At 67.1% G+C, this 22,904-nt stretch carries 27 protein-coding genes; 2 read left to right on the forward strand and 25 right to left on the reverse strand.

From position 1 onward, the window contains the following. Positions 1 to 70: 70 nt before the first annotated feature. The 7 genes from pyrH to ACOQPH_RS10150 form a co-directional block, all read right to left on the reverse strand. Positions 71 to 781, reverse strand: a complete 711-nt coding sequence (gene pyrH, locus ACOQPH_RS10120; RefSeq protein ID WP_420624340.1) for a UMP kinase — start codon at positions 779 to 781, stop codon at positions 71 to 73. A 65-nt stretch (positions 782 to 846) separates the two neighbouring features. Beyond that, on the reverse strand, positions 847 to 1,653 hold the full coding sequence (gene tsf / locus ACOQPH_RS10125; protein WP_420621277.1) for a translation elongation factor Ts: 807 nt from the start codon (positions 1,651 to 1,653) through the stop codon (positions 847 to 849). 1 nt (position 1,654) lies between these two features. Further along, positions 1,655 to 2,686, reverse strand: a complete 1,032-nt coding sequence (gene rpsB / locus ACOQPH_RS10130; protein ID WP_420621278.1) for a 30S ribosomal protein S2 — start codon at positions 2,684 to 2,686, stop codon at positions 1,655 to 1,657. Between the two features lie 160 nt (positions 2,687 to 2,846). Further along, positions 2,847 to 3,362 (reverse strand): murein hydrolase activator EnvC family protein, encoded by a 516-nt coding sequence (locus ACOQPH_RS10135; protein ID WP_420621279.1) that lies wholly within the window; start codon positions 3,360 to 3,362, stop codon positions 2,847 to 2,849. Positions 3,363 to 3,568: 206 nt separating this feature from the next. Beyond that, positions 3,569 to 4,471 carry a tyrosine-type recombinase/integrase gene (locus tag ACOQPH_RS10140; RefSeq protein WP_420621280.1) on the reverse strand — a complete coding sequence of 301 codons (903 nt, stop codon included), beginning with the start codon at positions 4,469 to 4,471 and terminating at the stop codon, positions 3,569 to 3,571. A 63-nt stretch (positions 4,472 to 4,534) separates the two neighbouring features. Beyond that, positions 4,535 to 5,695 (reverse strand): DNA-processing protein DprA, encoded by a 1,161-nt coding sequence (locus ACOQPH_RS10145; protein ID WP_420621281.1) that lies wholly within the window; start codon positions 5,693 to 5,695, stop codon positions 4,535 to 4,537. Beyond that, positions 5,692 to 7,209, reverse strand: a complete 1,518-nt coding sequence (locus ACOQPH_RS10150) for a YifB family Mg chelatase-like AAA ATPase (RefSeq protein ID WP_420621282.1) — start codon at positions 7,207 to 7,209, stop codon at positions 5,692 to 5,694. Before ACOQPH_RS10150 ends, ACOQPH_RS10145 begins: the two co-directional genes overlap by 4 nt. Before the next feature lie 354 nt (positions 7,210 to 7,563). Here ACOQPH_RS10150 and ACOQPH_RS10155 point away from each other — a divergent pair, with 354 nt between their 5' ends. Beyond that, positions 7,564 to 7,773 (forward strand): hypothetical protein, encoded by a 210-nt coding sequence (locus ACOQPH_RS10155; RefSeq protein ID WP_420621283.1) that lies wholly within the window; start codon positions 7,564 to 7,566, stop codon positions 7,771 to 7,773. 12 nt (positions 7,774 to 7,785) lie between these two features. On the opposite strand, the gene ACOQPH_RS10160 is transcribed toward ACOQPH_RS10155, so the two are convergent. From ACOQPH_RS10160 to ACOQPH_RS10245, 18 genes are all read right to left on the reverse strand, one after another. Further along, positions 7,786 to 8,130, reverse strand: a complete 345-nt coding sequence (locus ACOQPH_RS10160) for a YraN family protein (protein ID WP_419553837.1) — start codon at positions 8,128 to 8,130, stop codon at positions 7,786 to 7,788. Between the two features lie 46 nt (positions 8,131 to 8,176). After that, complete coding sequence (gene rplS, locus ACOQPH_RS10165) at positions 8,177 to 8,521, reverse strand: 50S ribosomal protein L19 (protein ID WP_419553838.1); 345 nt, start codon at positions 8,519 to 8,521, stop codon at positions 8,177 to 8,179. Between the two features lie 99 nt (positions 8,522 to 8,620). Beyond that, on the reverse strand, positions 8,621 to 9,355 hold the full coding sequence (gene trmD / locus ACOQPH_RS10170; protein ID WP_420624341.1) for a tRNA (guanosine(37)-N1)-methyltransferase TrmD: 735 nt from the start codon (positions 9,353 to 9,355) through the stop codon (positions 8,621 to 8,623). A 31-nt stretch (positions 9,356 to 9,386) separates the two neighbouring features. Further along, positions 9,387 to 9,947, reverse strand: coding sequence for a ribosome maturation factor RimM (gene rimM, locus ACOQPH_RS10175; protein ID WP_420621284.1), 561 nt, complete (start codon positions 9,945 to 9,947; stop codon positions 9,387 to 9,389). 37 nt (positions 9,948 to 9,984) lie between these two features. Continuing rightward, a complete protein-coding gene (locus tag ACOQPH_RS10180) occupies positions 9,985 to 10,257 on the reverse strand; it encodes a KH domain-containing protein (RefSeq protein ID WP_419553840.1) in 273 nt (90 codons plus the stop codon). After that, a complete protein-coding gene (rpsP, locus tag ACOQPH_RS10185) occupies positions 10,254 to 10,706 on the reverse strand; it encodes a 30S ribosomal protein S16 (RefSeq protein ID WP_420621285.1) in 453 nt (150 codons plus the stop codon). Before rpsP ends, ACOQPH_RS10180 begins: the two co-directional genes overlap by 4 nt. Positions 10,707 to 10,890: 184 nt before the next feature. Continuing rightward, positions 10,891 to 12,372 (reverse strand): signal recognition particle protein, encoded by a 1,482-nt coding sequence (gene ffh, locus ACOQPH_RS10190; RefSeq protein WP_420621286.1) that lies wholly within the window; start codon positions 12,370 to 12,372, stop codon positions 10,891 to 10,893. A 3-nt stretch (positions 12,373 to 12,375) separates the two neighbouring features. Then, on the reverse strand, positions 12,376 to 13,542 hold the full coding sequence (gene ftsY / locus ACOQPH_RS10195) for a signal recognition particle-docking protein FtsY (protein ID WP_420624342.1): 1,167 nt from the start codon (positions 13,540 to 13,542) through the stop codon (positions 12,376 to 12,378). Positions 13,543 to 13,562: 20 nt separating this feature from the next. After that, positions 13,563 to 16,712, reverse strand: a complete 3,150-nt coding sequence (locus ACOQPH_RS10200) for a chromosome segregation SMC family protein (RefSeq protein ID WP_420621287.1) — start codon at positions 16,710 to 16,712, stop codon at positions 13,563 to 13,565. A gap of 27 nt (positions 16,713 to 16,739) precedes the next feature. Next, the gene (locus tag ACOQPH_RS10205) at positions 16,740 to 17,570 is read right to left on the reverse strand and encodes an Fpg/Nei family DNA glycosylase (protein WP_420621288.1); all 831 of its coding nucleotides are present in this window, start codon (positions 17,568 to 17,570) and stop codon (positions 16,740 to 16,742) included. Next, the gene (gene rnc / locus ACOQPH_RS10210; protein ID WP_420621289.1) at positions 17,563 to 18,330 is read right to left on the reverse strand and encodes a ribonuclease III; all 768 of its coding nucleotides are present in this window, start codon (positions 18,328 to 18,330) and stop codon (positions 17,563 to 17,565) included. The genes ACOQPH_RS10205 and rnc overlap by 8 nt, the downstream gene beginning before the upstream one ends. Position 18,331: 1 nt before the next feature. After that, positions 18,332 to 18,622: a phosphopantetheine-binding protein gene (locus tag ACOQPH_RS10215; protein ID WP_420621290.1), complete on the reverse strand. Its 291-nt coding sequence runs from the start codon at positions 18,620 to 18,622 to the stop codon at positions 18,332 to 18,334. Between the two features lie 107 nt (positions 18,623 to 18,729). Next, complete coding sequence (plsX, locus tag ACOQPH_RS10220; protein ID WP_420621291.1) at positions 18,730 to 19,722, reverse strand: phosphate acyltransferase PlsX; 993 nt, start codon at positions 19,720 to 19,722, stop codon at positions 18,730 to 18,732. A gap of 22 nt (positions 19,723 to 19,744) precedes the next feature. Further along, positions 19,745 to 20,035 (reverse strand): 50S ribosomal protein L32, encoded by a 291-nt coding sequence (gene rpmF, locus ACOQPH_RS10225; RefSeq protein WP_420621292.1) that lies wholly within the window; start codon positions 20,033 to 20,035, stop codon positions 19,745 to 19,747. 63 nt (positions 20,036 to 20,098) lie between these two features. Beyond that, on the reverse strand, positions 20,099 to 20,674 hold the full coding sequence (locus ACOQPH_RS10230) for a YceD family protein (RefSeq protein ID WP_420621293.1): 576 nt from the start codon (positions 20,672 to 20,674) through the stop codon (positions 20,099 to 20,101). Further along, positions 20,671 to 21,417 (reverse strand): hypothetical protein, encoded by a 747-nt coding sequence (locus tag ACOQPH_RS10235; RefSeq protein WP_420621294.1) that lies wholly within the window; start codon positions 21,415 to 21,417, stop codon positions 20,671 to 20,673. The genes ACOQPH_RS10230 and ACOQPH_RS10235 overlap by 4 nt, the downstream gene beginning before the upstream one ends. Next, positions 21,414 to 21,899 (reverse strand): pantetheine-phosphate adenylyltransferase, encoded by a 486-nt coding sequence (gene coaD, locus ACOQPH_RS10240; RefSeq protein ID WP_420621295.1) that lies wholly within the window; start codon positions 21,897 to 21,899, stop codon positions 21,414 to 21,416. Before coaD ends, ACOQPH_RS10235 begins: the two co-directional genes overlap by 4 nt. A 152-nt stretch (positions 21,900 to 22,051) precedes the next feature. Next, the gene (locus ACOQPH_RS10245) at positions 22,052 to 22,261 is read right to left on the reverse strand and encodes a hypothetical protein (RefSeq protein WP_420621296.1); all 210 of its coding nucleotides are present in this window, start codon (positions 22,259 to 22,261) and stop codon (positions 22,052 to 22,054) included. Positions 22,262 to 22,358: 97 nt separating this feature from the next. Between ACOQPH_RS10245 and rsmD the strand changes: the two genes are divergently transcribed. After that, positions 22,359 to 22,904 carry a 16S rRNA (guanine(966)-N(2))-methyltransferase RsmD gene (rsmD, locus tag ACOQPH_RS10250; RefSeq protein ID WP_420621297.1) on the forward strand — a complete coding sequence of 182 codons (546 nt, stop codon included), beginning with the start codon at positions 22,359 to 22,361 and terminating at the stop codon, positions 22,902 to 22,904.

The following is a 22,904-nucleotide window of genomic DNA, read 5'->3' on the forward strand; positions in this document are numbered from 1 at the left end:
CTGACCAGCGTACCGGGGCCCGTTCGAGTGTCGCCGTCACTCGCAAGCCAAGTGTTAGCCGCTGAACCGATCAACGCACCAGCGTGCCCAACGCTTCGCCCTCGACGACGCTGCGGAAGTTCCCTCGCGTCATCAGATCGAAAACCACGATGGGAGTGGCGTTGTCCTTGCATACGGCGATGGCTGCAGAGTCCATCACCGCCAGCTCCCGGGAGAGCACTTCGAGAAACGTGACCTCGCTGAGGAGCTGAGCGTCGGGGTCCGTCTGCGGATCGGCCGTATAAACACCGTCGACGCCCGAATGGGTGCCCTTCAGCACGACATCGGCGTCGACTTCCGCGGCACGCAGCGCCGCAGCGGTATCCGTCGTGAAGAACGGGTTGCCGGTACCTGCCGCGAAGATCACCACGCGACCCTTTTCCAGGTGGCGCACAGCGCGACGTCGGATGTACGGCTCTGCGATCTGAGCCATCCCGATGGCGGTCATCACCCGTGTGGGCACGTCCCGCCGCTCGAGCGCATCTTGCAGCGCGAGCGCATTGATGACGGTGGCGAGCATGCCCATGTAGTCAGACTGGGCGCGGTCCATGCCGCCAATCGAGCCTGCCATGCCACGCCAGATGTTGCCGCCCCCGACCACGACGGCGATATCGACTTCCAAGGAGGCCCACACATCGGCAATCTCCGATGCCAGCGCGTCGACCACCAAGGCGCTCACGTTGTGACCCCCAGGTTCAGCCAAGGCTTCGCCAGACAGCTTCAGCACCACCCGCCTCCACATCGGCGGGCCTTCCCAACGACGGGGCCTCTGCGGCTCGTCAGACACAGCCGCAGCCACCGGAGCGCTCAGCGGCCGATCTCGACCTGGACGAAACGCGTCACGGTTGCCGACCCGACGACATCGGCTACCGATCGTTTCTCGTCCTTCACGAACTTCTGCTCCATGAGCGTGTGCTCGCGCAGATAGCCCGTCAGGCGGCCTTCGACGATCTTTCCCAGTGCCGCCTCGGGCTTGCCCTCATTCCGGCTGATGGCCTCGAACGTGGCCCGCTCGCGGTCAAGCACGTCCGCAGGCACATCCGAGCGCCGGATATAGGTGGGGCGGCTGCTGGCGATGTGCAGCGCAACGTCGTGGGCAACCTCGGGGGTCGCTCCGTCGAGTTCCACGAGCACAGCATTGACGCCACGGCCGTTCTGTTGGTGGACGTAGGCGTCGATACACGAACTGGCCGGTGCCTCGAAGCGCTCGACCGAGCCGACAGCGATGTTCTCCTTGAGCGTGATCTTGAGGTCGTCGATGGCTCCGGCCGCATCGGCAACAGCCGAAGGGCCGCCCGCGATCACATCGCTCAGCAGCTGATCTGCCATCGATAAGAACCCATCGGACTTGGCCACGAAGTCTGTCTCGCAGCGCAATTCGACGATGGCACCAACTGGGCCGTTGCCATTGGGGACCACGCACGCCACTACGACGCCCTCGCTGTTGTCGCGATCGGCTCGCGCCGCGGACTTGGCGATGCCGTTCTCACGCAGCCATTGGGCTGCGGCCTCGGCGTCCCCGTCGCATCGGGTCAGCGCGTTCTTTGCATCCATCATCCCGGCGCCGGTGGCCTGGCGCAAGGCCTGGACATCCTTCGCGGTGAACGCTGCCATGTCAGCTGGCTTCTTCTGTTCCGGTTGACACGGTGACGGTTTCGGATTCGCCAGTCTCAGCGGCAGGCTGTTCGGCAGGCTCGGCCTCGAGGGTCGCCGCAGCGTCATCGGAGGACTCGGCGTCGCTGCCGGCATCGGGGGATGCAGCAGGAGCCTCCGCGGAGCGCATGTCAGGAACCGCCGCGGCGGCAGCCGCCTTGGCGGCTTGGTCGGCAGCGATGCGGGCCTCGCGCTCAGCAGCCTCGGCCATTGCCGCACGCTGTGCCTCGGCCTGCTGCGCGGCGATGCGCGCTTCTTCTTCTGGCGAACGCTCCCCTGCTGGGGCCACCGCCACACCGCTGCGCTCGGCCATGTACCGACCTTCCCGGGCGGCATCGGCCATGACCCGGCACAACAGTTCGGTCGAACGGATGGCGTCGTCGTTGCCCGGGATGACGTAGGTGATCGGGTCGGGATCGGAGTTCGAGTCGGCAACGGCCACCACTGGCAGCTTCAGCCGGACGGCCTCGGCAACTGCGATGTGTTCCTTCGGCGTATCGAGCACGAAGACGGCATCAGGCAGTTTGTCCATGTCCCGTATGCCGTTCAAGTTGCGTTGGAGCTTGGTGAGTTCGCGGGTGTGGAGGAGGGCTTCCTTCTTCGGCATGTTGTTGAAGTCACCGGCTGACTGCATCCGCTCGTACTCGAGCATCTTGGTGACACGGCCGCGGATGGTGCGGAAGTTGGTCAGCATCCCGCCCAGCCAGCGCTGGTTCACGTACGGCATGCCACACGCGTCGGCGTGACGCTGAATCGGATACTGCGCTTGGCGCTTCGTACCGACGAACAGAATCGTTCCACCTCGCGCCACGGTGTCGCGTACGTACGCGTAGGCGTTCTCGAGGAGATCCAGCGTCTGCCGTAGATCGATGATGTAGATGCCGTTGCGCTCGCCCCACAAGAAGCGTTCCATCTTTGGATTCCAACGACGGGTTTGGTGGCCGAAATGGACGCCGGCTGCGAGCAGGTCGGACATGGTCACGACAGCGGACATGGGTTCTCCTCCCCACGGTTCGAAACTCTGCGCCGGGAACGACGCCGCTTTGGGAAGCGGCGACCGCGGGGTCGCCCCGGCTGGTCAGTCAATAGGTGGTGGTGCTGCGGTCCCGAAGAGACTGCGCCTCCGGAAGATTGGGCCTCCGGGAGACTGGGCCTTAGAGCACCGCAATGCCAGCGCCGGAGTGTAACCAGCGCAGTTGCAGCCGGTACACCGAGGTTGACGCGGGCACGAGCCTCGGACGGCTGAAGGGTGGTCGCACGCCTGTGCTGGCGTCACCGTCGAAGATCAGGACTGGGTCGAGGTAGACCTCGCCCCGGCGCACGCCGACATGGAGCCGGTCGGCCGTGGTACCGAGCAGCTGTCCCTGATGCACCCGTTCACCTCGTTTGACGCCGATGCCGGCAACCCCGGAGTACGAGATCCGCAAACCATCGGGGTGGCTCACTGTGACGTGCAACCGGCCTCCCACGGGTCCAGCGAAGCTGACAATGCCGCGTGCGGCTGCCCAGAACGATGAGCCGGGCCGGGTCGCAAACTCGAGGCCGCGATTGCCCGGCCCGTATTCGTGCGCCGGGGGCCTGAAGTGATCGACGATGGTCCCGTGCACGGGCCAGATGTAGGTCAGCGCCGGCTCAGCCTGCGCTGATGCCGGAGCGGTTCCGGCGGCCAAGACAGCAGCGCACGCGGCAGCGCACGCAGCTGATGTGCTGAGACCACGGCCGCTGCGGCGCACCCCTCGACCGCCGAGGCCTCGTTTGATGCGCCGACCCCACGAGGGCCGGCTGTGCTTGATGCGCCGACCCCACGAGGACCGGCTGTGCTTGATGCGCCGACCCCACGAGGGCCAGCTGTGCAGCAGGCACTCGAAGGCGGCGCTTACGCGCGCGGGTGCGCCGACTCGTACACCTCTCGCAGTCGTTCCCTGCTGAGGTGGGTATAGATCTGCGTCGTCGCGAGTCGCTGGTGGCCGAGCAATTCCTGCACGACGCGCAAGTCGGCTCCCCCGTCGAGCAAGTGTGTGGCGTAGGTGTGTCGCAAGGCGTGCGGATGGGTCGGCACAACGGAGTGCCGATCCAGGATCCGCTGAACGTCGCGTGCACCGAGCCGGTTGCCGCGCAGGTTCACGAACAGCGCAGCAGGGTCGCGATCGGCCCGATTGCGCAGACGCTGCGCATCGAATTCGTCGCTGCCGCCGTCCCGCCATGCTGCGAGCAGCGACACGGACGGCTCGCTGAGCGGCACACGCCGATGCTTGGCACCCTTGCCGATGACCTCGATGTGACTGTTGCCTGGCCGGAAGGCGCCGCGGTCGAGTTGGCACAGCTCGGCAACCCGCAGGCCGCTGCCGTACAGCATCTCGAGCACGAGCCGATCGCGTAGCTCCGTCGGGTCTGCGGGCACCGTGCCGTCGCCGAGCATCTCGGACACTTCGGCTGCGCCGAGCACGCGCGGCAAGCGTCCTGCGCCGGCGGGCGCGGCGAGCCCGAGCGTCGGATCGAGGTTGATCGCGCCGTCGCGCACCAGCCAGCCGTAGTAGCGCCTCAACGCCGATGCCTTGCGGGCCACGGACCGTCGCGACAGCCCGCGAACTGTCAGAAACGCGACGTAACGCCGAAGCCAACGCCGGTTGATGTCGCCTGGATTGCCGTGGCCGGCTCGGGAGGCCCAATCGGCGAATTGGCAAAGATCGGTCCGATACGCGCGCTTGGTGGACTCCGATGCCGCAGTGAGCGACAGCAAGAATTCTCCGACTCGCCACTCCGGGGGCGCTAGGTCCACCAGATCCACAGTACCGAGGAGTCCCCGCCCCTTCGCAAGCACGATCGCGGCGATGCGGAAGTCTCATCTGGACTTCTCCCACCATCCGCCCGTTTCGGTGACCCAGCCTGACAACTGCAGCCGGCCGAGCGAAGATGCCAGTTCCGCCAGCGTCGCTTCGACTCGCAACGCCAGCTCATCGACCGAGCGGGGTCCGCCGATCAGCTCGTCCAGAACCTGACGGCCGAGATTGTCTTGGGGTGCTTCGGGCACTGCAGCCCCGGCCGCAGAGCCAGCATGCTCTCCCAGAGCCAGCAGGACATCGGACACGTCGCACGCGGGCGCACATCCGTCCGCGAGGAGACGGTTCGTGCCGACTGACGTCGCGCTGGTGATCGGCCCGGGCACCGCCATCACGGGCCGGTCTCGCTCAACAGCAGCGTCGACGGTGTACATCGAGCCGCCCGAGGCACCCGATTCGACCACCACCAGTACCTCGCTCAGCGCAGCCACGATGCGATTGCGAGCGGGAAAATGCCACTGCACGGCCGGAGTGCCGAGCGGATACTCGCTGAGCAGCGTTCCGTACTGTGCGACGTCCGCCCACAGCGTCCGGTTGGCGGCCGGGTACACGCAATCCAGCCCGCTGCCAACGACACCGATGACAGGACCGCCCTCATCCAGCGCGGCACGCTGCGCGATGCCATCGATGCCAGTGGCAAGGCCTGACACCACCGCTACCCCATGGGCAGCCAGGCCCGTTCCGAGCAGCTGTGCCACGGTGCGGCCGTATGCGCTGCAGCGACGCGTACCGATGATGCCGACCCGCCTGGGCCCCGGCTCTAACGGCGCTCCCTGCCCGAACAGCACCGCTGGAGGCTCGGGCTCCGATTCCCACAGCTCGGCAGTGCCTTGACTGTCCGGAACGTGCAGCCAGACGCCCGCTCTCGTGTGGGCTTCGAGCAGATCCGTCCCGATCGGCCGCTCGCCACGTGCAGCTCGGTCAAGCGCTGCGGCTGCGTGCCGCTGCCACGTCGCGATCAATGTTGCGTCCACGCCCCGGCAAGCGCTCAGCCCGGCAACCGTTGCAGCCCGACCAGAGCGCAGGTCCTCGACGGCATCGAGTGCAGTGCGGTCACCGAGCAGGGCCCGTAGGCGCGCCGGTCCAATTCGAGGCAAGGAGCACAATTCGAGCAGCGCTCCGATCTCTGACAGCTCGCCGGCATCGGCTGTTTCGACAATCATCTGGCCGCCGCGGGAACGTGCAGGCTTCCGACGCTCGCACGCAGCGCGAGTGCCTCGTTCAGGCGTTCAGCGTCGACGACCGGATCGTCGCCGTCGAGGTCGCACAACGTCATGACGACGCAACGGACACGGTGCAATCCCCGGCCACTGAGCAGTCCCTTGGCCAGGCGCGTTCGCAGTTCGCGCCGGGCGGCCGCGGTGATCGGAGCGTGACGCTCCAGCTGCTCGTGGGTGAGCTCGGCGTTCGTCGCCACGCCGCGGCCAGCGGCCCGGGCACGTGCCGCCGTCACCCGTGCGCCGACCGTCTCGGTGGATTCACCACGAGCGCCGTCGAGCAGCTGATCGGGTTCGGGACGCTGAACTTGAACACGAAGGTCAAAGCGATCGAGCAGCGGCCCTGACAGCCGGCGCAGGTACCGGAGCCGGGCATGGTCGGAGCAACGACAGGAATCGGGGCGGCCGGCCTGCCCGCAAGGGCATGGGTTCATGGCAGCCACCAGCAGGAACCGGGCGGGAAAGGTGCAGGCCCCCAACGCACGACTGATCCGCACAACGCCCTCTTCGAGCGGTTGGCGCATGGCGTCGAGCACACTCGGTGCGAACTCTCCCAGCTCATCGAGGAACAGCACGCCGCGATGGGCCAGCGAGATTTCTCCCGGGCGAATGGCCGTCGAGCCGCCGCCGATGAGTGCAGTCACGGTGGCGGTGTGATGCGGACTGCGAAGTACGGGGCGGGTCGCGAGGCCCGTCGGCAACGGCAAGCCAGCGGCCGATTGGACCCGCGTCGCCTCCATCGCGAACTGGCGGCTGAGCTCAGGCAGCAGACCCACGAGCCGTCGAGCCAGCATGGTCTTGCCTGCACCCGGTGGTCCCAGCATGAGCAGGTGGTGACCGCCCGCAGCGGCAACCTCGACGGCTCGGCGGGCGAGTGGCTGCCCGATCACGTCACCGAGATCAGGTACTGGCGCTGCGGGCGGTTGGGGCGGATCGGGCGGCGGATCAGGCCACGGCGCGCGGCCCGCGAGCACTGACGCCAGCTGGCCCAGCGTTTGAACAACGTGGACATCGCGGGGACCCGCAGCGAGAGCAAGGTGATACGACTCGGACGCGACGACGACGGCCCGGTCACGAAGCGCGTCGACAAGCGGCAGCACGCCCACCCCGCCCCGGACGACACCGTCGAGACCCAGTTCGCCCAAGAACGCTTTGCCGCGTAGCGACTCGGCCGGCAGCTGCTCGGTGACGGCCAATACTGCGACGGCCATCGCCAGGTCCAAGACGGCGCCGCCCTTGCGCACACCCGACGGTGCCAGGTTCAGCGTGACGCGCCTGTCGGGCCAATCGAGTCCCGACGAGAGCACGGCGGCCCGCACCCGGTCCCGGGCCTCTCGGCACGCGGCGTCAGGGAGTCCGACGATGGTGAAGGACGGCAGACCGTTGGAAACGTGCACCTCGACGGTGACAACATGACCGTCGACGCCGACGAGCGTCGCGGCGGTTGCAGCAGCCAGCATGGGCCTCCTCGGGCAGTTCGGACCGGACGCAACCACACAGGGCGCTGTCCGGCGTTGACGGGGAAGCCCGCTCGGGGCCACGATCGAGTCGGTCTGTGGTGCGCCAGCGTGGTCGTGTTGCTCGCTGCCGCGTGGACCTCTCCGGGACCGTAGATCACGCTCGCGCATCCCAAGGAAGGGTTTTCTGCCGGTCTGCGCCACGCCGATGCCGCGCTTGGGGGGCGATACTGCTCTCATGGGCTACAACCCGTACCGCGAGCACCGCACGACACGGCTCGACTACGTGCTCCTAGCCGCCGCTGCGGTCGTGGCGGCCGGCCTGGTGGTGTGGGCGTTGTTGGGCTGAGGTCTCAGATGCGCAAGCTTGAGCCAGTACCGGGATTCGAAGTGCGCCGGGTGCAGCCGTCTGAGGCAACCAAGCGGTATGTCTGCGGCGGCTGCGCCCACAGCATTGAGGCCGCTGTGGGTCACGTGGTCGCAGTGCCGATCGACAACCCTGACCTGCGACGCCACTGGCATTGGGGATGCTGGCAGGCCCGGGATCGGCGACGGCCGGTGGGCTGAACGCCCTGGCTGTCAGAACGCCCCGCTGAGCACCTCAACGTTGCGACCCATGACCGCGGCTGCGTCGAAACGCACCGGCCCTTTCCAGCCGCCGCGCTGGCGCACGTAGTGCGCGGCGAGGCGCCGGACTTGCTGCTGCTTGCGAGCGGTGATCGCCTCAAAGCCCGTCCCGAAGCGATCGCTTGAGCGAGTCTTCACCTCGCAGACCACCAGCTGTGTCCCGTCGGTGACGACAAGATCCAACTCGCCTGCGGGGCAACGCCAATTTCGGTCCAGCACGCGGTACCCACGCTCGATGTACCAACGCTCGACAAGATCCTCGCCGTAGCGGCCAAGCGCTTGACGCCGGGCGGTCATACGCGCATCGCGCCCAGCCCCCGCCAGCGCGACCGAAGCTGGCCCGCTAGAAGCGCTTCTCGGGAATCCGGGCTGCCTTGCCAACGCGATCGCGCAAGTAGTAGAGCTTCGCCCTGCGCACATCGCCCACGGCCACGCGCTCGATCTTGGCAATGGTGGGAGCGTGCAGCGGAAATGTCCGCTCGACCCCCACGCCGAAGCTGAGCTTGCGTACCGTGAACGTCTCGCTGATGCCCGACGAATGGCGGGCGATCACATAGCCCTCGAACACCTGGGTTCGCTGCCGGTTGCCCTCGACGACGCGCACGTGGACGCGCACCGTGTCACCGGGGCCAAAGTCAGGATGATCGTCGCGGAGACGAGCCTGGTCGACCAGATCGGTGCTTCCCATAGCGATCCGACTCCCGTGAAAGGCGTGACGACGACCACTGGAGGGTAGTGGTCCGTCGGCGAATTGCCGCAGCGATGTGCCGTGACAGCCGCAATGAGCTCAGCCGGATTCTCCAAGCTCCAGGTCGAACTCAGCGAGGAGCTCCCGGTCGAGGTCGCTCACGCCCCGCACCGCCAGCAGGTCGGGGCGCTCGCGTGCGGTTCGGACGAGCGCCATGGCTTGGCGCCAGCGACGAACCCGGGCGTGGTCGCCGCTGCGCAGCACTTCGGGAGCCTCGAGCCCGCGGAATGACGCAGGACGGGTCCAATGGGGATACTCCAGCAGACCCGCGGCAAAACTCTCGTCCGCGCTGGAAGCCGCATTGCCGAGCACGCCGGGCACCAACCTCCCAACGGCCTCGACGACGACCATGGCTGCGAATTCGCCGCCGGCCAGCACGACATCGCCGACGGAGATCGAGCCGTCCACGAGGTCGGTGCGGATGCGCTCGTCAACTCCCTCGTAGCGGCCGCACAGCAAGCTGAATCCGCCCGATGCCGCCAATTCGGAGGCCAAGGATTGATCGAATCGCCGGCCACCGGCATCAAGCAGCAGCAACGGCCGCGGGGGCGAGACCGTCTCGACGGCAGCGAAGACCGGTTCGGGCATCAGGATCATGCCCGGGCCCCCTCCGAATGGCGCATCGTCAACCGTGCGGTGGGCGTCAGTGGTCGCCATTCGCAGGTCCCTGCAGCGGATATCCAGCAGTCCTTGGCTGCGGGCCCGACCCAGCACGCTCAGCTGGCACATTGCATCGAGCTCGGCAGCGAAGATCGAGAAGATGTCGATGCGCAGCCCAATCTCGGGACTGGGTGCCGAAGCGGACTCAGTGCCGGTCGAGCTCGAAGAGCCCATCGGGCACCTCCACGTGGACCGTGCCGGGTTCGCAACGCACGATGAACGTCAGCGGCACGAGGTGGCCCGTGTCGAGCTCGAGCAGGTCTGCTGCCGGATTCGCCACCACGCTCGTGACCACGCCGGCGTCGTATCCGTGCTGATCGATGACTGAGCTGCCGCACAGCTCATGCACCCACAGCTCGTCAGGATCATCCAGTGGCTCGGCGAACAACGTCGTGCCTGTCAGCGCCGCCGCGCCATCACGGTCATCGATGCCGTCGAAGCTCACCAGCCAACGGTTGCCGTCACGGCGGGCGCCCGATACCACTCGCTCGCCAGCGGCGGTCACGAGCGTCGAACCGACGTCGAAACGCTCGAATCGGTTGGTGACCGGGTGCACGGCAACCTCTCCGCGTAATCCGTGTGCGCGTCCGATAGTTGCGATCTCCAGCAGGTCTGCCGGGCGGATGCGCGGACTGACGAGCCTGCCTGCTTCCGTACCTGTCGTCTCCCGCTCTTGTTCGCTGCGCTCACGGGCCGCTCGGGCCACGGCTTCGCCCTGCGGCTCAGCCTCCGGACGGCGGGAATCAGTCCCGGAAGTCGACTTCGACCTGGACGCCATCGCGGTGGGCTGCGGCGCGCACCAGCGTGCGGATGGCGTTCGCGACGCGTCCTCGCTTGCCGATGACCCGACCGATGTCCTCTGAGCTCACGGTTGCCGTCAGACTCAATTTCGATCCCGACTCGGCAATCTCGACCTCGACCTGGTCGGGGTGCTCGACGAGCTGGGCAATGAGGTACAGCAAGACCTCTTCGGCGGTGGTGGTCTCGGTGTCTGCGGTGGTGTGGGCCTCGGTCACTGGGCCTCCCCAGGTTCGGGTGTCTTCGGCTCAGACTCCGCAGGTTCGCCCGAGTCTTCTGTCGCCCCATCTTGTGGGGGGACTTCTGCACTGGGCTCTGGACTGTCGAGCACCAGGTCGGGCTCCGGCGGCGGCGGCGCGGGAGCTTCAGGGGCCGATTCTGTGGCCACGTCGGCGGGCTGGGGTGAGCCCGGAGAGCGGAATTCGTCCCACGCGCCGGAAATCGTCAGCAGCTTGGAGACCGTCTCGCTCGGCTGGGCCCCGTGGTTGAGCCAGTGGACAGCGCGCTCATTGACGATCGAGATCGCAGAGGGCTCCTGTCGCGGGTCGTACGTGCCGATGACCTCCAGCACACGTCCGTCACGAGGCTTGCGACTGTCGACAGCGACGACGCGATAGCTGGGCTGCTTCTTCTTGCCGGTGCGCTTGAGGCGCAGACGTACGGCCATGTTGCTCCCGGTTAGGTGATTTCGAAAGGGGGCTCGTTGGGGGGCGGGTGAACCGGCACATGGGGCTTGGCACATGGGGTTTGGTGCACCGATGGGCTGCCGCGCCGACGGCTGAGCCTAACGGGGCATCGCCTCGCAACCCCTTGATCGTCGAACCCGCAAAGGACGCAGCGACCGTCGGCGCTCAGCGGCCGGGCAGCTTCAGGTCCAGCGCATCCCAGTCGATGTCCTCGAGTGCGGGCTTCGTGTCGCGCTTGCCGGGCGACGGCGAACCCTTCGGCGACACCCGTCCTCCGCCCCCGGTGCGGGAGCTGCCGCCAGATCGGGTCGGACCACGCCCTCGCTTGCGGGCGGCCTTGCGGCTCGCTGGACGTCGCTTCGAGCCCATCCCCATCATGCCGCCCATCATCTTGCGCATCTGGGTGAACTGCTTGAGCAGGTTGGAGACCTGTGCCGACGACGTGCCGCTGCCTGCAGCGATGCGAGCCCGGCGAGAAGCGTCGATGATCTCCGGCGACACTCGCTCGGCTGGCGTCATCGACAGCACAATGGCCTCGGCGGTGTCGATCCGATCGTCGTCGATCTCGGCATTGCGGACCTGGTCGGAGATGCCTGGCATCATCTGCACGATGCTCTGCAAGTTGCCCATCTTGCGGAGCTGCCTGAGCTGATCCACGAAATCGTCGAGGGTGAATGTGCCTTCGGCGAGACGTTGCGCTGCCGCAGTCGCCTCTTCTTCTTCGTAGACCTGCTCGGCCTTCTCGATGAGCGTGAGCACGTCGCCCATGCCGAGAATCCGGCTCGCCATCCGATCGGGATGGAACTGCTCGAAGTCGTCGATCTTCTCGCCGACCGAGGCGAATGCCACCGGACGGCCGACGACCTCGGCGACCGACAGCGCCGCTCCGCCGCGAGCATCGCCGTCGAGCTTGGTCAGGATGACCCCGTCGACTTCGAGCGTGGCGTGGAAAGCCTCGGCGGTCGCAACAGCGTCCTGACCCACCATCGAGTCGACCACGAGGAACGTGTAGTGGGGTTCGACAGCGTCGGAGATGCGGGCCACCTCGGTCATCAGCTCGACGTCGATTGCCAGCCGACCCGCCGTGTCCACGATGAGCACATCGCGGCCGGACTGCCGGGCATGCGCCAGGCCCCCGGCCGCGCAGGCGACAGGGTCACCCGGTTCGCTCCACACCTCCACATCGATGCTGCGGGCGAGCGTCCGCAGTTGCTCGACAGCTGCCGGACGCTGCAGGTCGGCTCCGACCAGCAGCGGGTTTCGGCCCTGGGACTTGCACCACTGAGCCAACTTGGCAGCCGCGGTCGTCTTGCCAGAGCCCTGGAGCCCAGCCAGCAGCACGACTGTCGGGGGCTTCGAAGCGAACTGGACGTTGAGCGGGCTGCCGCCCAAGATATCGATGAGCTCGTCGTTGACGATCTTGGTGACCTGCTGGCCGGGCGTGAGGCTGGCCGTCACCTCGCCGCCGACGCTGCGCTCGCGGACCCGTTCGACGAAGCGGCGCACCACCCGAACGTTCACGTCGGCTTCGAGCAGCGCCAACCGGATCTCGGCCAACGCCTCGTCGACGTCGGCGGGGCGCATCCGCCCGCGACTGTGCAGCGCCCGAAGGGTGCCGGACAGTCGGTCAGTCAGCGTGTCAAACATCGCTCAGTCCTCCTCCCAGAAGGCTGATTGCGGGGAGGCTGATTGCGGGCTGGCGGGGAGCAGTGCATCGACGTAGCTGTCGGGGTCGAAGTCGATGAGATCGTGCGCGCCCTCACCGAGGCCCACCAGCTTTACCGGCAGTCCCAGCTCGGCTTCGATGGCGAAGACGATCCCGCCCTTCGCCGAACCGTCCAGCTTGGTGAGCACGACGCCGGTGACGTCGGTGGCCTCGGCAAAGGCTCGTGCTTGGCTCAAGCCGTTCTGTCCGGTGGTGGCATCGATCACCAGCAATGTCTCGGCGACTGCGCCGGGCTCCCGATCTGCGACTCGGCGCACCTTGGCCAGCTCGTCCATGAGGTTCTTGCGGTTCTGCAGCCGGCCGGCGGTGTCGGCGAGGACCACGTCCGCATCGCGGGCTGCCGCGGCGGTGATGGCATCGTGCACGACGGAGCTGGGGTCTGCGCCTGAGCTGCCGGAGATCAGCTCAGCCCCGCACCGATCAGCCCATGTCTGCAGCTGGGAGGTCGCTGCGGCGCGGAACGTGTCGCCGGCGGCCATCACGACGCTCCGGCCTTCCTCGGAGAACCTGGCGCCTACTTTGCCGATCGTGGTGGTCTTGCCCACGCCGTTGACTCCCACGAACAGCCAGACCGGCGTCGCGCCTTCGCGCCCTGGGGCCGACACGGCCAGCGCACGATCCGCATCCAGGCATGCGCGCATCTGATCCCCGAGCGCGCTGACCAGCTGCTCCGAGTCGACGATGCCCAGATCGGCAGCGGTGCTGCGCAGGCGCTCCAGCGTCGCCATCGTCGTTGCCACTCCCACATCGGCACCGAGAAGCGCCTCTTCCAGGACCTCCCACGTCGCGCCGTCAGGTTGACGTCCCTGGATCGAGGTGAGCCGATCACGCAGTGAGCGGCGGGAGGAGGCCAGTCCCGAGGCAAAGGTGGCCTTGGGGCCCTCAGGCTCAGCGTCTGCTGTCGCAACCGACTCATCAGACGATGTCGCCCCGGTGATCGGTGAGTCTGCGGCTCGGGCCGATGGCCGAGGTGCCTGTTCAGGGGTCTGGATCGACGCAGGACTCGAGCGGCGCTGGATCGCACGAAGCACGAACGGCAAGGAGGCGAGAAGCACCATCGCAACGACAAGGACGACGATGAGAACTGCCATGGTGCTCACTGGCGGGCAGGCTACCGAGGCGTCGTTGCGGGCTCTGCGAGCTCAGACGTCGCGTCCGCGGCGATGAGCGCCGCTGCGCGCTCGGGCCGCTCCGACACGACCACGCTGGAGCCTCCCGGCGGCATCGACACGCCGTACAGGACGTCCGCCGACTCCATCGTGCGACGTTGATGACTCACGATGATGAGCTGCGACTCACGCCGGAAGTCCGCCACGAGATCCAGGAAACGCTGAAGGTTGACGTCATCGAGGGCTGCTTCGACCTCGTCGAGGACGTAGAAAGGCGACGGACGGCTGCGGAACACCGCAAAGAGGTACGCCAGGGCGACCAGCGAGCGTTCGCCGCCCGACAGCAGCGACAAGCGACCAATGCGCTTGCCGGCAGGCCGAACGTCAAGCTCCACACCGCACGTGAGGAGTTCTTCGGGCTCGGTCAGCGAGAGCTTGCCGACTCCACCGGGGAACAGGGTGCCGAACAACTCGGCGAAGTTCCGAGCGACATCTTCGAATGCGGTCGCAAACGTCGCCACGATCTCGGCGTCGATGGCACGAATCACCTTGTGCAGCTCGCGCCGGCTGCTGCGCACGTCAGCGAGCTGAGCGGCCACGAACTCGAAACGCTCGGAGGCGGCCTCATACTCGGACAACGCCAGGGGGTTCACCGGCCCGAGGCGATTGAGGTCTGCGCGCAATGCCCGCTCGTGGGCCCGAGCACTGACGCCTTGCGGCAGCGGCGGGGGTGGTGCTGCGAGCGCCGCTGCCGGCTCCGCAGCAAAATTCGCGCGCAGCACCGAAACCAGGGCGTCTCGCTTGGTTCGCCGCTCGGCATCGGACACGTCAAGGGCTGCCAACTCCGTGCGAAGTTGCTCCTGGCGTGCAGACGCGGCGTCGCGCTCGTGCCGGAGCGCGTCGAGGCGGTCCGACAGCTGACGCACCAACTCCGTGCGCGCGTCGTGGCGTGCTCGCAAGCGCTTGAACTCAGCGTCGAGTCGCTGGCGCCGCTCCGACAGCAGCAGCGCAAGCTGATCCAACGCCGTCACGATGGCCTCAGCGCGCGCCAGCCGGGCCCCAGCAGCCGCGTGAGAGTTCTCATGGCCAGCCAGCCGCTCCGTGATCGCCCGGAGTCGTTGCTCAAGGCCCGATCGGCGCTGCAGCTGGGACTCGGCCCGAGCCTCACGCGCCTGGGACTGCGCGGCCCGCCGGGCTGTAGCAGCTGCGACCTGCCGTTGCAGCACGTCGGCCGAGCGCTGGGCGCCTCGGAGCTCATCGAGTGCCGCTCGGTGCGCCTGGTGTGCTGAGGTCCACGCCTCGGCGGCCAGCTGGTGCTGGCGCTTCAGTTCGTTGATGTGCTCGCGCGTCTCGTCGAGCGCCGCGGCGGCCGCTGCCGGTCCCGCACTGCCGATCCGCCAACGACCTGGCCCGAATCGGTCGCCGCCGGCCGTGACGAACACGGCGTCACGATCGAGCGTTGCGCGTTCGAATGCGCTGGCCCAGCCGCCCCGAACACGCACTGCTGAACCCATCACCTCATCGAGCAGCGTTTCCAAGCCGGGACGGCTCCACTCGGGAGCGTCAGGTCTCACATGAACGTGCGGCCGAACGAGCTCCATTCCCGCCCCCAACCGCAGTTCGCCGTCACGATGCGACGAGAGGCCGTGGGCAGGCACGCCGATGAGCGAGACCACCGACCCGCTCACACCGGCCTCGGCAAGCGCGGAGAGTGCATCAGCCGCTGCGGTGTCATCTCTCACAATCACAGCGCCCAATGCGCCGTCCGCTGCAGCTTCGGCGGCAGCTTCCCAGCCTTCGTCGATGGTCACGAGGTCGGCGAGCACGCCCAATAGGCCCGCAACGTCATTCAGCGCTGCGATGCCGGACTGGGCCTGCGCCGTTTCCACTGCGGAGGTCAAGGCCTCGGATCGCCCGATCCAGCGCTGCAGCTCCTCCGCCACCTCGCGCTGTCGTTCGTCTGCGGTCCCCAGCGCCTCGGCGGCTGCTGCCACGCCTGTCTCGGCCTCGGCGACTGCCAGATCGGCTTCTTCAGCGGCCGCTTCGGGGGTGTCGGATGTCTGGCCGGCTAGCTCGCCTGTCGAGACACTCGCATTGCCGCCCTGCGACGGCGCCTCGGCGGCCGCGTCAAGGTCTGCCAACTCCGCGGAGAGGCGAGCGTGCTCGTCAGTCAGCGTTGCGACCACGTCGGAATCGAGCAACACATTTCGTTCTCGCTCGACCGAGCGCATCCGCTCGTAGGTCTGACCGATGAGGCCCCGTGCCCGTTCAGACAGCGATGCCACACGCGAGAGCCGGTCCGCTGGTTCTGAAGTCAGTTGTGCGAGCTGCGACTGCGCGTTGCCGATCGCACCGTCGATGTCGCTGATCGACGCAGCGGCGGCTTCCTGCTGCGCCGCGAATTCGGCCCGTCGAGCATCAGAGGCACTCTGCGCCTGCTGATGCGCCGCCAGCTCGCGTCCAGCGTTGTACAGCTGAAGGTCAGACAGTGCCGCGCTGAGCTCTCGGTGCTGGCGAGCGGCCTCTGCCTGCCGTTCGAGCGGCCGCAGCTGGCGGCGGAGTTCGCGCTGCAGGTCGACGAGGCGCGTCACGTTCGCCTCGGTGCCGTCCAGCCGCCGCTCTGCCCGCTCCTTGCGGCGACGGAACTTGAGAACACCCGCGGCCTCCTCGATGAGCGCGCGCCGCTCTTCAGGCCGAGCTGCGAGCACCTGGGTGATCTGATCTTGGGCCACGATGATGTGCTGCTGGCGCCCGACGCCAGCATCGTTCAGCAGTTCCTGCAGGTCGAGAAGCCGGCAAGGCGTCCCGTTGAGTGCGTACTCCGAGTCGCCGGAGCGGAAGAGCGTTCGGGTGATGGCCACCTCTGCTGTGGAGGTCGGCAATGTCTGCGATTCGTTGTCGATGACCAAAGTGACCTGCGCTCGACCAAGCGCCACACGGCGATCGGTGCCGGCGAAGACGACGTCGTCCATCCGCTGGCCTCGCAACGTGCGCGGCCCTTGAGCGCCGAGCACCCAGGCGATGGCATCAACAACGTTCGACTTGCCGCTGCCGTTCGGACCCACCACCACGGTGACGCCCGGTTCGAACGTGAGCGTGGAGGTCTCGGCGAACGATTTGAAACCGGACAGTGTCAGGGAGCGGAGGAACACAGGAACTCGATGTGCGGAAGTTGACGTCTACACCTGATAGTCGCAGTAGTGGTGCGTCATGCCCCGGATAACAGCCGTGAGGACATCGCCCCGGCCGTTGCGGCATCGCTCGCCTGCCCGTCCATACACCTCGAAGTAGGAATCGAAGCCCCCTGCCTTGCCGAAGATGTCGAGATGGCCGCCGACCGAGGAGCCCCGGTACTTGATCGAGTTGTGAACCGTCTCGACGATGGCGCGGTAGAGCCGCCGGACCTCCTGGGTGTTCAGCTCCCTCGAAGCGCGCGCATGCCCCAGGCGAGCCGCGTGCAGTACCTCATCGGAGTACATCGGCCCGAGCCCCACGACGAACGTCGGGTCCAGCAGCAGGTCCCGAATGGTGTCAGAACGACCCCGCAGCATGAGAGCGAAGTCGGTCCACGGCATCGGCATCTCCACCGGGTCGAATCCCAAATCGGCCTGGGACGGGTACACCTTGTGGTAACGGGCTTTCGCGATCACGCGCAACGTCACAACGGCACCCGAGTCAACTACGCGCAACTGACCGCCGGTGGTGAAGCCGAGCACCACCTTGGTACCGGGGATCTGCGGCGTTCTCGAAGTGGCCCGACGCAATGAGCCAGTGGCACCGAGGTGCACCACCATGACCTCGTCTGGGCCGAGGTCGAACAGCAGCAGCGTGCCGTCTCGTGACACAGACAGGATCTTCTTGCCGACGAGGAGATCGGCAAACTGCTGCTTCGAACGCATCGCAGGCAGCGATTTCTTGGTGCCGGGGACATCGACCATCTTGATCCGGCGGCCCGCGATCTCCTTGTCAAGATCGCGCCGAGCGATCTCGATCTCTGGCAATTCAGCCATGGGCGGGCTCCTCCGCAATTGTCGGTCGGTCACTGCGGTCTGCGATCAACCGCAGGCACGCAGCTTGCGCTGCGCGACGCTCCGCGGCTCGTTTCGTCAGACCCTCTCCCCGGCCCCAAACGTCTGTGTCGATCCGCGCTTCGGCTACGAAGCGCGGACTGTGCGAGGGACCGGAACGCGACACTTCGTAGGTGGGTTCGGTTCCATAGCACCGAGCCACGAGTTCCTGGAATCGGGTCTTGGCCTCGCCAGCGCCGGGTTCGGCAGCTGCCTCCGCAATACGTGGGCCCAGAAGACGTTGCACGGCGCCGCGAGCTGCGTCGAGTCCACCGTCGAGATACACCGCACCCAGCACCGCTTCGAGTGCGTCAGCCAGGATCGACGCCTTGTCGGCTCCCCCGGTCGCCACCTCACCGCGGCCGAGCAGCAGCGCAGACCCCAGGCCGCAGTCACGAGCTGCGTCCGCCAAAGCCTCGGCGCTCACAACAGCCGACCTCACAGCGCTCAGCTCGCCCGGGCCGAGTTCGGGCGAGTTGGTCATGGCAACGTCGCAGACGCAGAGCCCTAGCACGGCGTCGCCCAGGAATTCCAAGCGCTCATTGGACGTAGCTTGATGGTCAGGGTCCGCCGCGCCGTTGTGCTCGTGGCACCAGCTTCGGTGCGAGAGAGCCTCGGTCAGAAGGCTGGCGTCAGTGAAGTCATGCCCGACACGCTCCGCGAAGCTGTCGTGGGAGGCACGTTCGGCGACAGCAATCTCCACGTCAGTCGACGCGCTCCATCACATAGTCGATCGCATCGCGCACAGTCTTGAGGTCTTCGAGGTCCTCGTCTTCGATGCGGAATCCAACCGTGCGATCCGAGAGCTCTTCTTCCAACGCTTCGACCAGCTCGATCAGCGCCAGCGAGTCTGCACCGAGGTCGTCCACGAAGGAAGCGGACTCGGCCACCTGAGAAGGTTCCAACTCCAGAATGTCGGCGAGCTGATTGCGAATGAGATCGAAGACCTCTTCACGCTCGGGCGGATTCTGGCGCACATGAGTTTCAGCGGGCATGGCGACTCCTGCCCCGGGGGCGTTCCGACGCCACTGCGGCGTCGTTCTGGGACAACGGACAGGTCCTGGCTATCCGGGCTATCCGTTCTGCGGATGCGCGGGCCAGCCTACCGGTGGTCAACCGAAGGAGATGGGAGGCTGACGGCTGCGAGCTCGCCCAACAAGTCCGCCTCGACCATGCGGTGAGCGACCCTGATGGCGTTCGTCACCGCTCTGGGGCTCGACGAGCCGTGCGCGATCACGCAGACTCCCCGCACGCCGAGCAGCATCGCGCCCCCGACGCTGTCGGGGCTCATTTCGTCGGCGAGCGGCGCAAGCAGGCGGAGCGCTTCGGCACCCGCCGGCCCGCTTTGGGAGAGTCGTTCAAGAATCAGCCGGACAAAGAACGATGCCGTGCCCTCGAGGGACTTCAGCACCACATTTCCGGTAAAGCCATCAGTGACCACAACATCGACGGGGCCATCGAGTACGTCGCGCCCCTCGATGTTGCCGAAGAAATCGATCTCGCTGTCGGCCGCGAGCAGCTTGTGGGTCTCCTTCACGAGCAGGTTGCCCTTCTCGGGCTCCTCGCCGATCGAGAGCAGCCCGACACTCGGTACTGCCACACCGAAACGGATGCGGCTATAGGCCGAGCCGAGGCGGGCGAACTGGTGCAGCCATCGGGCATTGCAGTCGGCCATGGCGCCTGAATCGAGCAAGACGCGCTCCGTGCCGCCGCCGGGCACGGGAAACGCGGTCGCGATGGCGGGCCGGGCAACTCCAGGCAGACGCCTCAGCCGCAAGAGAGCCGCCGCTGCGACTGCGCCAGTGTTTCCGGCGCTCACCACCGCCGAGGCTTCGCCGTCGCGTACGGCATTGACAGCGCGGGCGATCGAAGAGTCCTTCTTTGTCCGCACGGCGCGGCTCGGCTCCTCGGACATCTCGATGACCTCGGAGGCCTCGATGATGTCGAGCGAGTCGCCGCCGGCCGCAACGATGGCGTCGCGACGCCCCACGAGGACGACGTCGAGGCCCTCCCGTACTGCGTCCAGCGCTCCCTCGACGACCGCGCCGGGCGCATGATCGCCGCCCATGGCGTCGACAGCGACCGGCAGTGTCATCAGCCCCGGCGCCGATCTATGTTCAGGCGATGTCGAGGGCTTGACGGCCGCCGTACCAGCCGCATTGACCGCAGACCCGGTGGGGCAGCTTCGCGGCGCTGCACCGAGGACACAGGCTCCGTGGTGGTTCCGAGAGCCGCCACGCTGCTGCGCGACGCGATCTCGTCTTGCTCTTGGATGTCTTCTTCTTGGGGACTGCCACAGCTGGACTCCTCGAGCACTGGCGGCTGTGGGGCTTTGCCGCAGCCTGGGGCGGCACTGGTGCCGACGAAGGAATTGCGGCCCACGGTGATGCACCGCCCTGCGGTGCCATCGGCGGGTCGCGATCGAAGCAGCCTAGCCATCAGGGCTCTCCGAGCCGACCCGGTGAGCATCCTCAGGAGGACTCGTCTGGGTGGCCCCGCAGCGCTTCCAGTGCCGCCCAGCGCGGATCTGCGAGTTCGGCCGAGTCGTCGAGCGCCGTATCGTCGTGAACCGAATCGTCGTGAAATTGTGCGAATTCCGACGGGAGATTCGGGCATGGATCGGCGTGCGGGCACGGGATCGCCTCGATGGGCAGCTCCAGCAGGACCGCCTCCCGCACCATTGGGACGAGATCGGCGTGTTCGGGATCGAGTCGGTATTGCTCCCCTTCGCGGGGTTCAGCGGTGAACACTTCGCGGACTGTCGTGCGTACCTCGCCGTCGAGCGGTAGCCAGCAACGGGCGCACGGACCCTTCCAGGTCGCGGTGAGCTGGCCTGCGACGCTGAGTTCACCGCTGATGAGCTCCAGCGACAATCTCACCGCTACGTCGCTGTCGAGCGGCACTTCCACATCGGCGATGCGCAGGGCGTCTGGTGAGTCACGCTCGACCAGATCCGAGGCTGTCACCGTCGCAGACCACTCGAGCTGCCCGTCGCCGACCAGTCGCAGGGGCACCGACAGGGACCGCTCGGGGTCCCTGCGGCTCACTTCTGATCCTGGTCGAACACCACCGGGTGTGTGTCGGGACCGCTGCCGGACGTCCGCGGGGCTCTGGTGCCGGCGGCAGCTCCTCCGTTCGGTACAGGTGGAGCAATCGGCGATGCGGGCGCCAACGGCGTCGCGACACGCTTGCCCAGCTTGCGCCGCGCCGCCTGCACAGCGATCTGGATCTGGTCGACTGCGCCCGCAAATTGCGCGAGCTGCCGCTCGCAGTACTCGTCGACTTCATGGCGGCGGCGACGGGTCTGGATCTGCGCGTCGTCCAGCAACTGGCGTGCACGGCGCTCCGCGGTGCGCACGACCTCGGTGCGCTGGACCATCTGAGCCACGCGGCTGCGTGCTTCATCGATGACCAGGTTGGCGTCGACACGCGCCTGGGCAAGCACCTCGTCGCGCTCGCGAAGCAGCCAGCGGGCCTGCCGGGTCTCGTCGGGCACGGCTGCCAGCGCAGACTCGAGCAACGTCATTACCTCGTCGCGGTTGATCATGACCGAGGTGGACAGCGGCATCGGCCGTGCGGCGTCGATGATCTCCATGGCCTCACGGATGAACTGCTCAGCCGTGACCGAGGGGCGGCGGGGCGCCAGCCTTCCCGGATTGCGAGACTGCGACGGCGTCGGAGTTTCCTCGGTAGGCGCAGCTTCCGCCCCGAACGGGGTTCGCGGTTGTGGCACTCCCGGGTGCGCATACGGTTGTGGCGGCGCCTCGACGCCACCTTCGGACATGCTCATGTGGCTGCCTCCTGCGCTATGCGCTGCCGGAGTCGATCGGCCACCGGGGGCGGGACCAGATGCGAGCAGTCGCCGCCGAACTTGGTGATCTCCCGGATGTAGTTGGAAGCGATGAAGAGATGCTCAGTGCGGGGCGGGACGAAGACGGTCTCGACGCCGGTGACTGAGTGATTCATGTGCGCCATGCGAAGTTCAGACTCGAAGTCACTCTGGCTGCGAAGCCCCTTCACGATGACATCGGCACCGAGGCGTTGAGCGAGGTCCACAACCAGTTCTCCGAACTGCACCACCGCGACGTTGCCGAGGTAGCCGGTTGACTCGGTGATCATTTCGACACGCTCGTCGTCAGAGAACAGTGGTGTGGCCTTGGACGGATTCCGCATGGCCGCCACAACGACTGAGTCGAACAGCCGCGACGCCGCCGCAATCACGTCAAGATGCCCGTTGTGCACAGGATCGAACGAGCCTGGATACATCGCCATGACCACCGAAAACGGCTCCTCCGGATCGATCCGCGTCCAGTGGGGCGACCGTACCGCGCGGCGGTCGGGAATCGAGGGACCCCCGGCGGCAAGTGCTCAGCTGGATGTACCCAGCCGGATGTGCTCCGCTGGATGTACTCAGCCGGATGTGCTCAACCGGATGTATCAGCGTCGGAGACGATGAGGTCCCAGCGGTCGCCGCAGTCAGCACAGCGGTAGGTGGCGACGTCTCCGGGCTGGAAGCCCCAGTCCGGCTCGGGCAGGTTCAGGAGGCCGCAGCGCCCGCCGCAGTCGACACAGATGATCTCTGCGGGCACCTCGACGCCGCCGATATCGCCGTGCGCATTCGGGGGGATCGCCATTGCCGCAGTGTCTCACGCGCCGGTTTTGCCGCCTGCTGCCAGAACGTAGGTGTGCCGCCCGCTGCCAGAACGTAGGCGTGCCGCCTACGGTGACGCCATGCGTGTCGTCGGCGGGGCGTTGGGCGGTCGCCGCCTGGAGACTCCCGGCAGCGATACAATCCGGCCGACTTCCGATCGGGCCCGCGAGGCCGTCTTCAACATGCTCGTGAGCCTGCAGCCGCCGGATGGCGCCACCGTGCTGGACCTGTTCGCTGGCTCAGGCGCACTCGGCATCGAGGCACTGTCGCGAAACGCCACGCATGTCACCTTCGTGGACTCGGACGCGACCGCTTGCCGGACTATTGATGCGAACCTGGCCGCGCTCGGACTCGCCGAACGGGCCACGGTGGTTCGATCCGACGCTCAGAGATTCTTGGCCGGGCCCCGGGACCCGGTGGACTTGGCATTTGCCGATCCGCCCTACCGATTCGATGGCTGGAACGATCTTCTCGGTGCGGTGAGCGCCCAGGTGCTCGTGTGCGAGTCGGACCACGAGATCAAGCCGGCTCCCGATCACCGCTGGCGCACCTCTCGGGTACGCCGCTACGGCACGCCCGTCATCACGGTCTTGCTGCGTCACGACGAGGCCGTTGCTGAGGGGTGA

The organism is Candidatus Poriferisodalis sp., assembly GCF_965221945.1.
Classification (GTDB): Bacteria; Actinomycetota; Acidimicrobiia; order Acidimicrobiales; family Poriferisodalaceae; genus Poriferisodalis.

Bases quoted from the DNA above. Each gene is read 5' to 3' on its own strand.
- rpsP (WP_420621285.1), bottom strand. From the start codon at position 10,706: ATGGCCGTACGTCTGCGCCTCAAGCGCACCGGCAAGAAGAAGCAGCCC.
- pyrH (WP_420624340.1), bottom strand. From the start codon at position 781: ATGTGGAGGCGGGTGGTGCTGAAGCTGTCTGGCGAAGCCTTGGCTGAA.
- ACOQPH_RS10145 (WP_420621281.1), bottom strand. From the start codon at position 5,695: ATGATTGTCGAAACAGCCGATGCCGGCGAGCTGTCAGAGATCGGAGCG.
- ACOQPH_RS10160 (WP_419553837.1), bottom strand. From the start codon at position 8,130: ATGACCGCCCGGCGTCAAGCGCTTGGCCGCTACGGCGAGGATCTTGTC.
- ftsY (WP_420624342.1), bottom strand. From the start codon at position 13,542: ATGGCAGTTCTCATCGTCGTCCTTGTCGTTGCGATGGTGCTTCTCGCC.
- ACOQPH_RS10215 (WP_420621290.1), bottom strand. From the start codon at position 18,622: ATGCCCGCTGAAACTCATGTGCGCCAGAATCCGCCCGAGCGTGAAGAG.
- ACOQPH_RS10235 (WP_420621294.1), bottom strand. From the start codon at position 21,417: ATGAGCATGTCCGAAGGTGGCGTCGAGGCGCCGCCACAACCGTATGCG.
- ffh (WP_420621286.1), bottom strand. From the start codon at position 12,372: ATGTTTGACACGCTGACTGACCGACTGTCCGGCACCCTTCGGGCGCTG.
- ACOQPH_RS10155 (WP_420621283.1), top strand. From the start codon at position 7,564: ATGCGCAAGCTTGAGCCAGTACCGGGATTCGAAGTGCGCCGGGTGCAG.
- rsmD (WP_420621297.1), top strand. From the start codon at position 22,359: ATGCGTGTCGTCGGCGGGGCGTTGGGCGGTCGCCGCCTGGAGACTCCC.
- rpmF (WP_420621292.1), bottom strand. From the start codon at position 20,035: ATGGCACCGCAGGGCGGTGCATCACCGTGGGCCGCAATTCCTTCGTCG.
- ACOQPH_RS10245 (WP_420621296.1), bottom strand. From the start codon at position 22,261: ATGGCGATCCCCCCGAATGCGCACGGCGATATCGGCGGCGTCGAGGTG.
- plsX (WP_420621291.1), bottom strand. From the start codon at position 19,722: ATGACACTGCCGGTCGCTGTCGACGCCATGGGCGGCGATCATGCGCCC.
- coaD (WP_420621295.1), bottom strand. From the start codon at position 21,899: ATGGCGATGTATCCAGGCTCGTTCGATCCTGTGCACAACGGGCATCTT.
- rpsB (WP_420621278.1), bottom strand. From the start codon at position 2,686: ATGTCCGCTGTCGTGACCATGTCCGACCTGCTCGCAGCCGGCGTCCAT.
- rplS (WP_419553838.1), bottom strand. From the start codon at position 8,521: ATGGGAAGCACCGATCTGGTCGACCAGGCTCGTCTCCGCGACGATCAT.
- ACOQPH_RS10150 (WP_420621282.1), bottom strand. From the start codon at position 7,209: ATGCTGGCTGCTGCAACCGCCGCGACGCTCGTCGGCGTCGACGGTCAT.
- ACOQPH_RS10205 (WP_420621288.1), bottom strand. From the start codon at position 17,570: ATGGCTGAATTGCCAGAGATCGAGATCGCTCGGCGCGATCTTGACAAG.
- tsf (WP_420621277.1), bottom strand. From the start codon at position 1,653: ATGGCAGCGTTCACCGCGAAGGATGTCCAGGCCTTGCGCCAGGCCACC.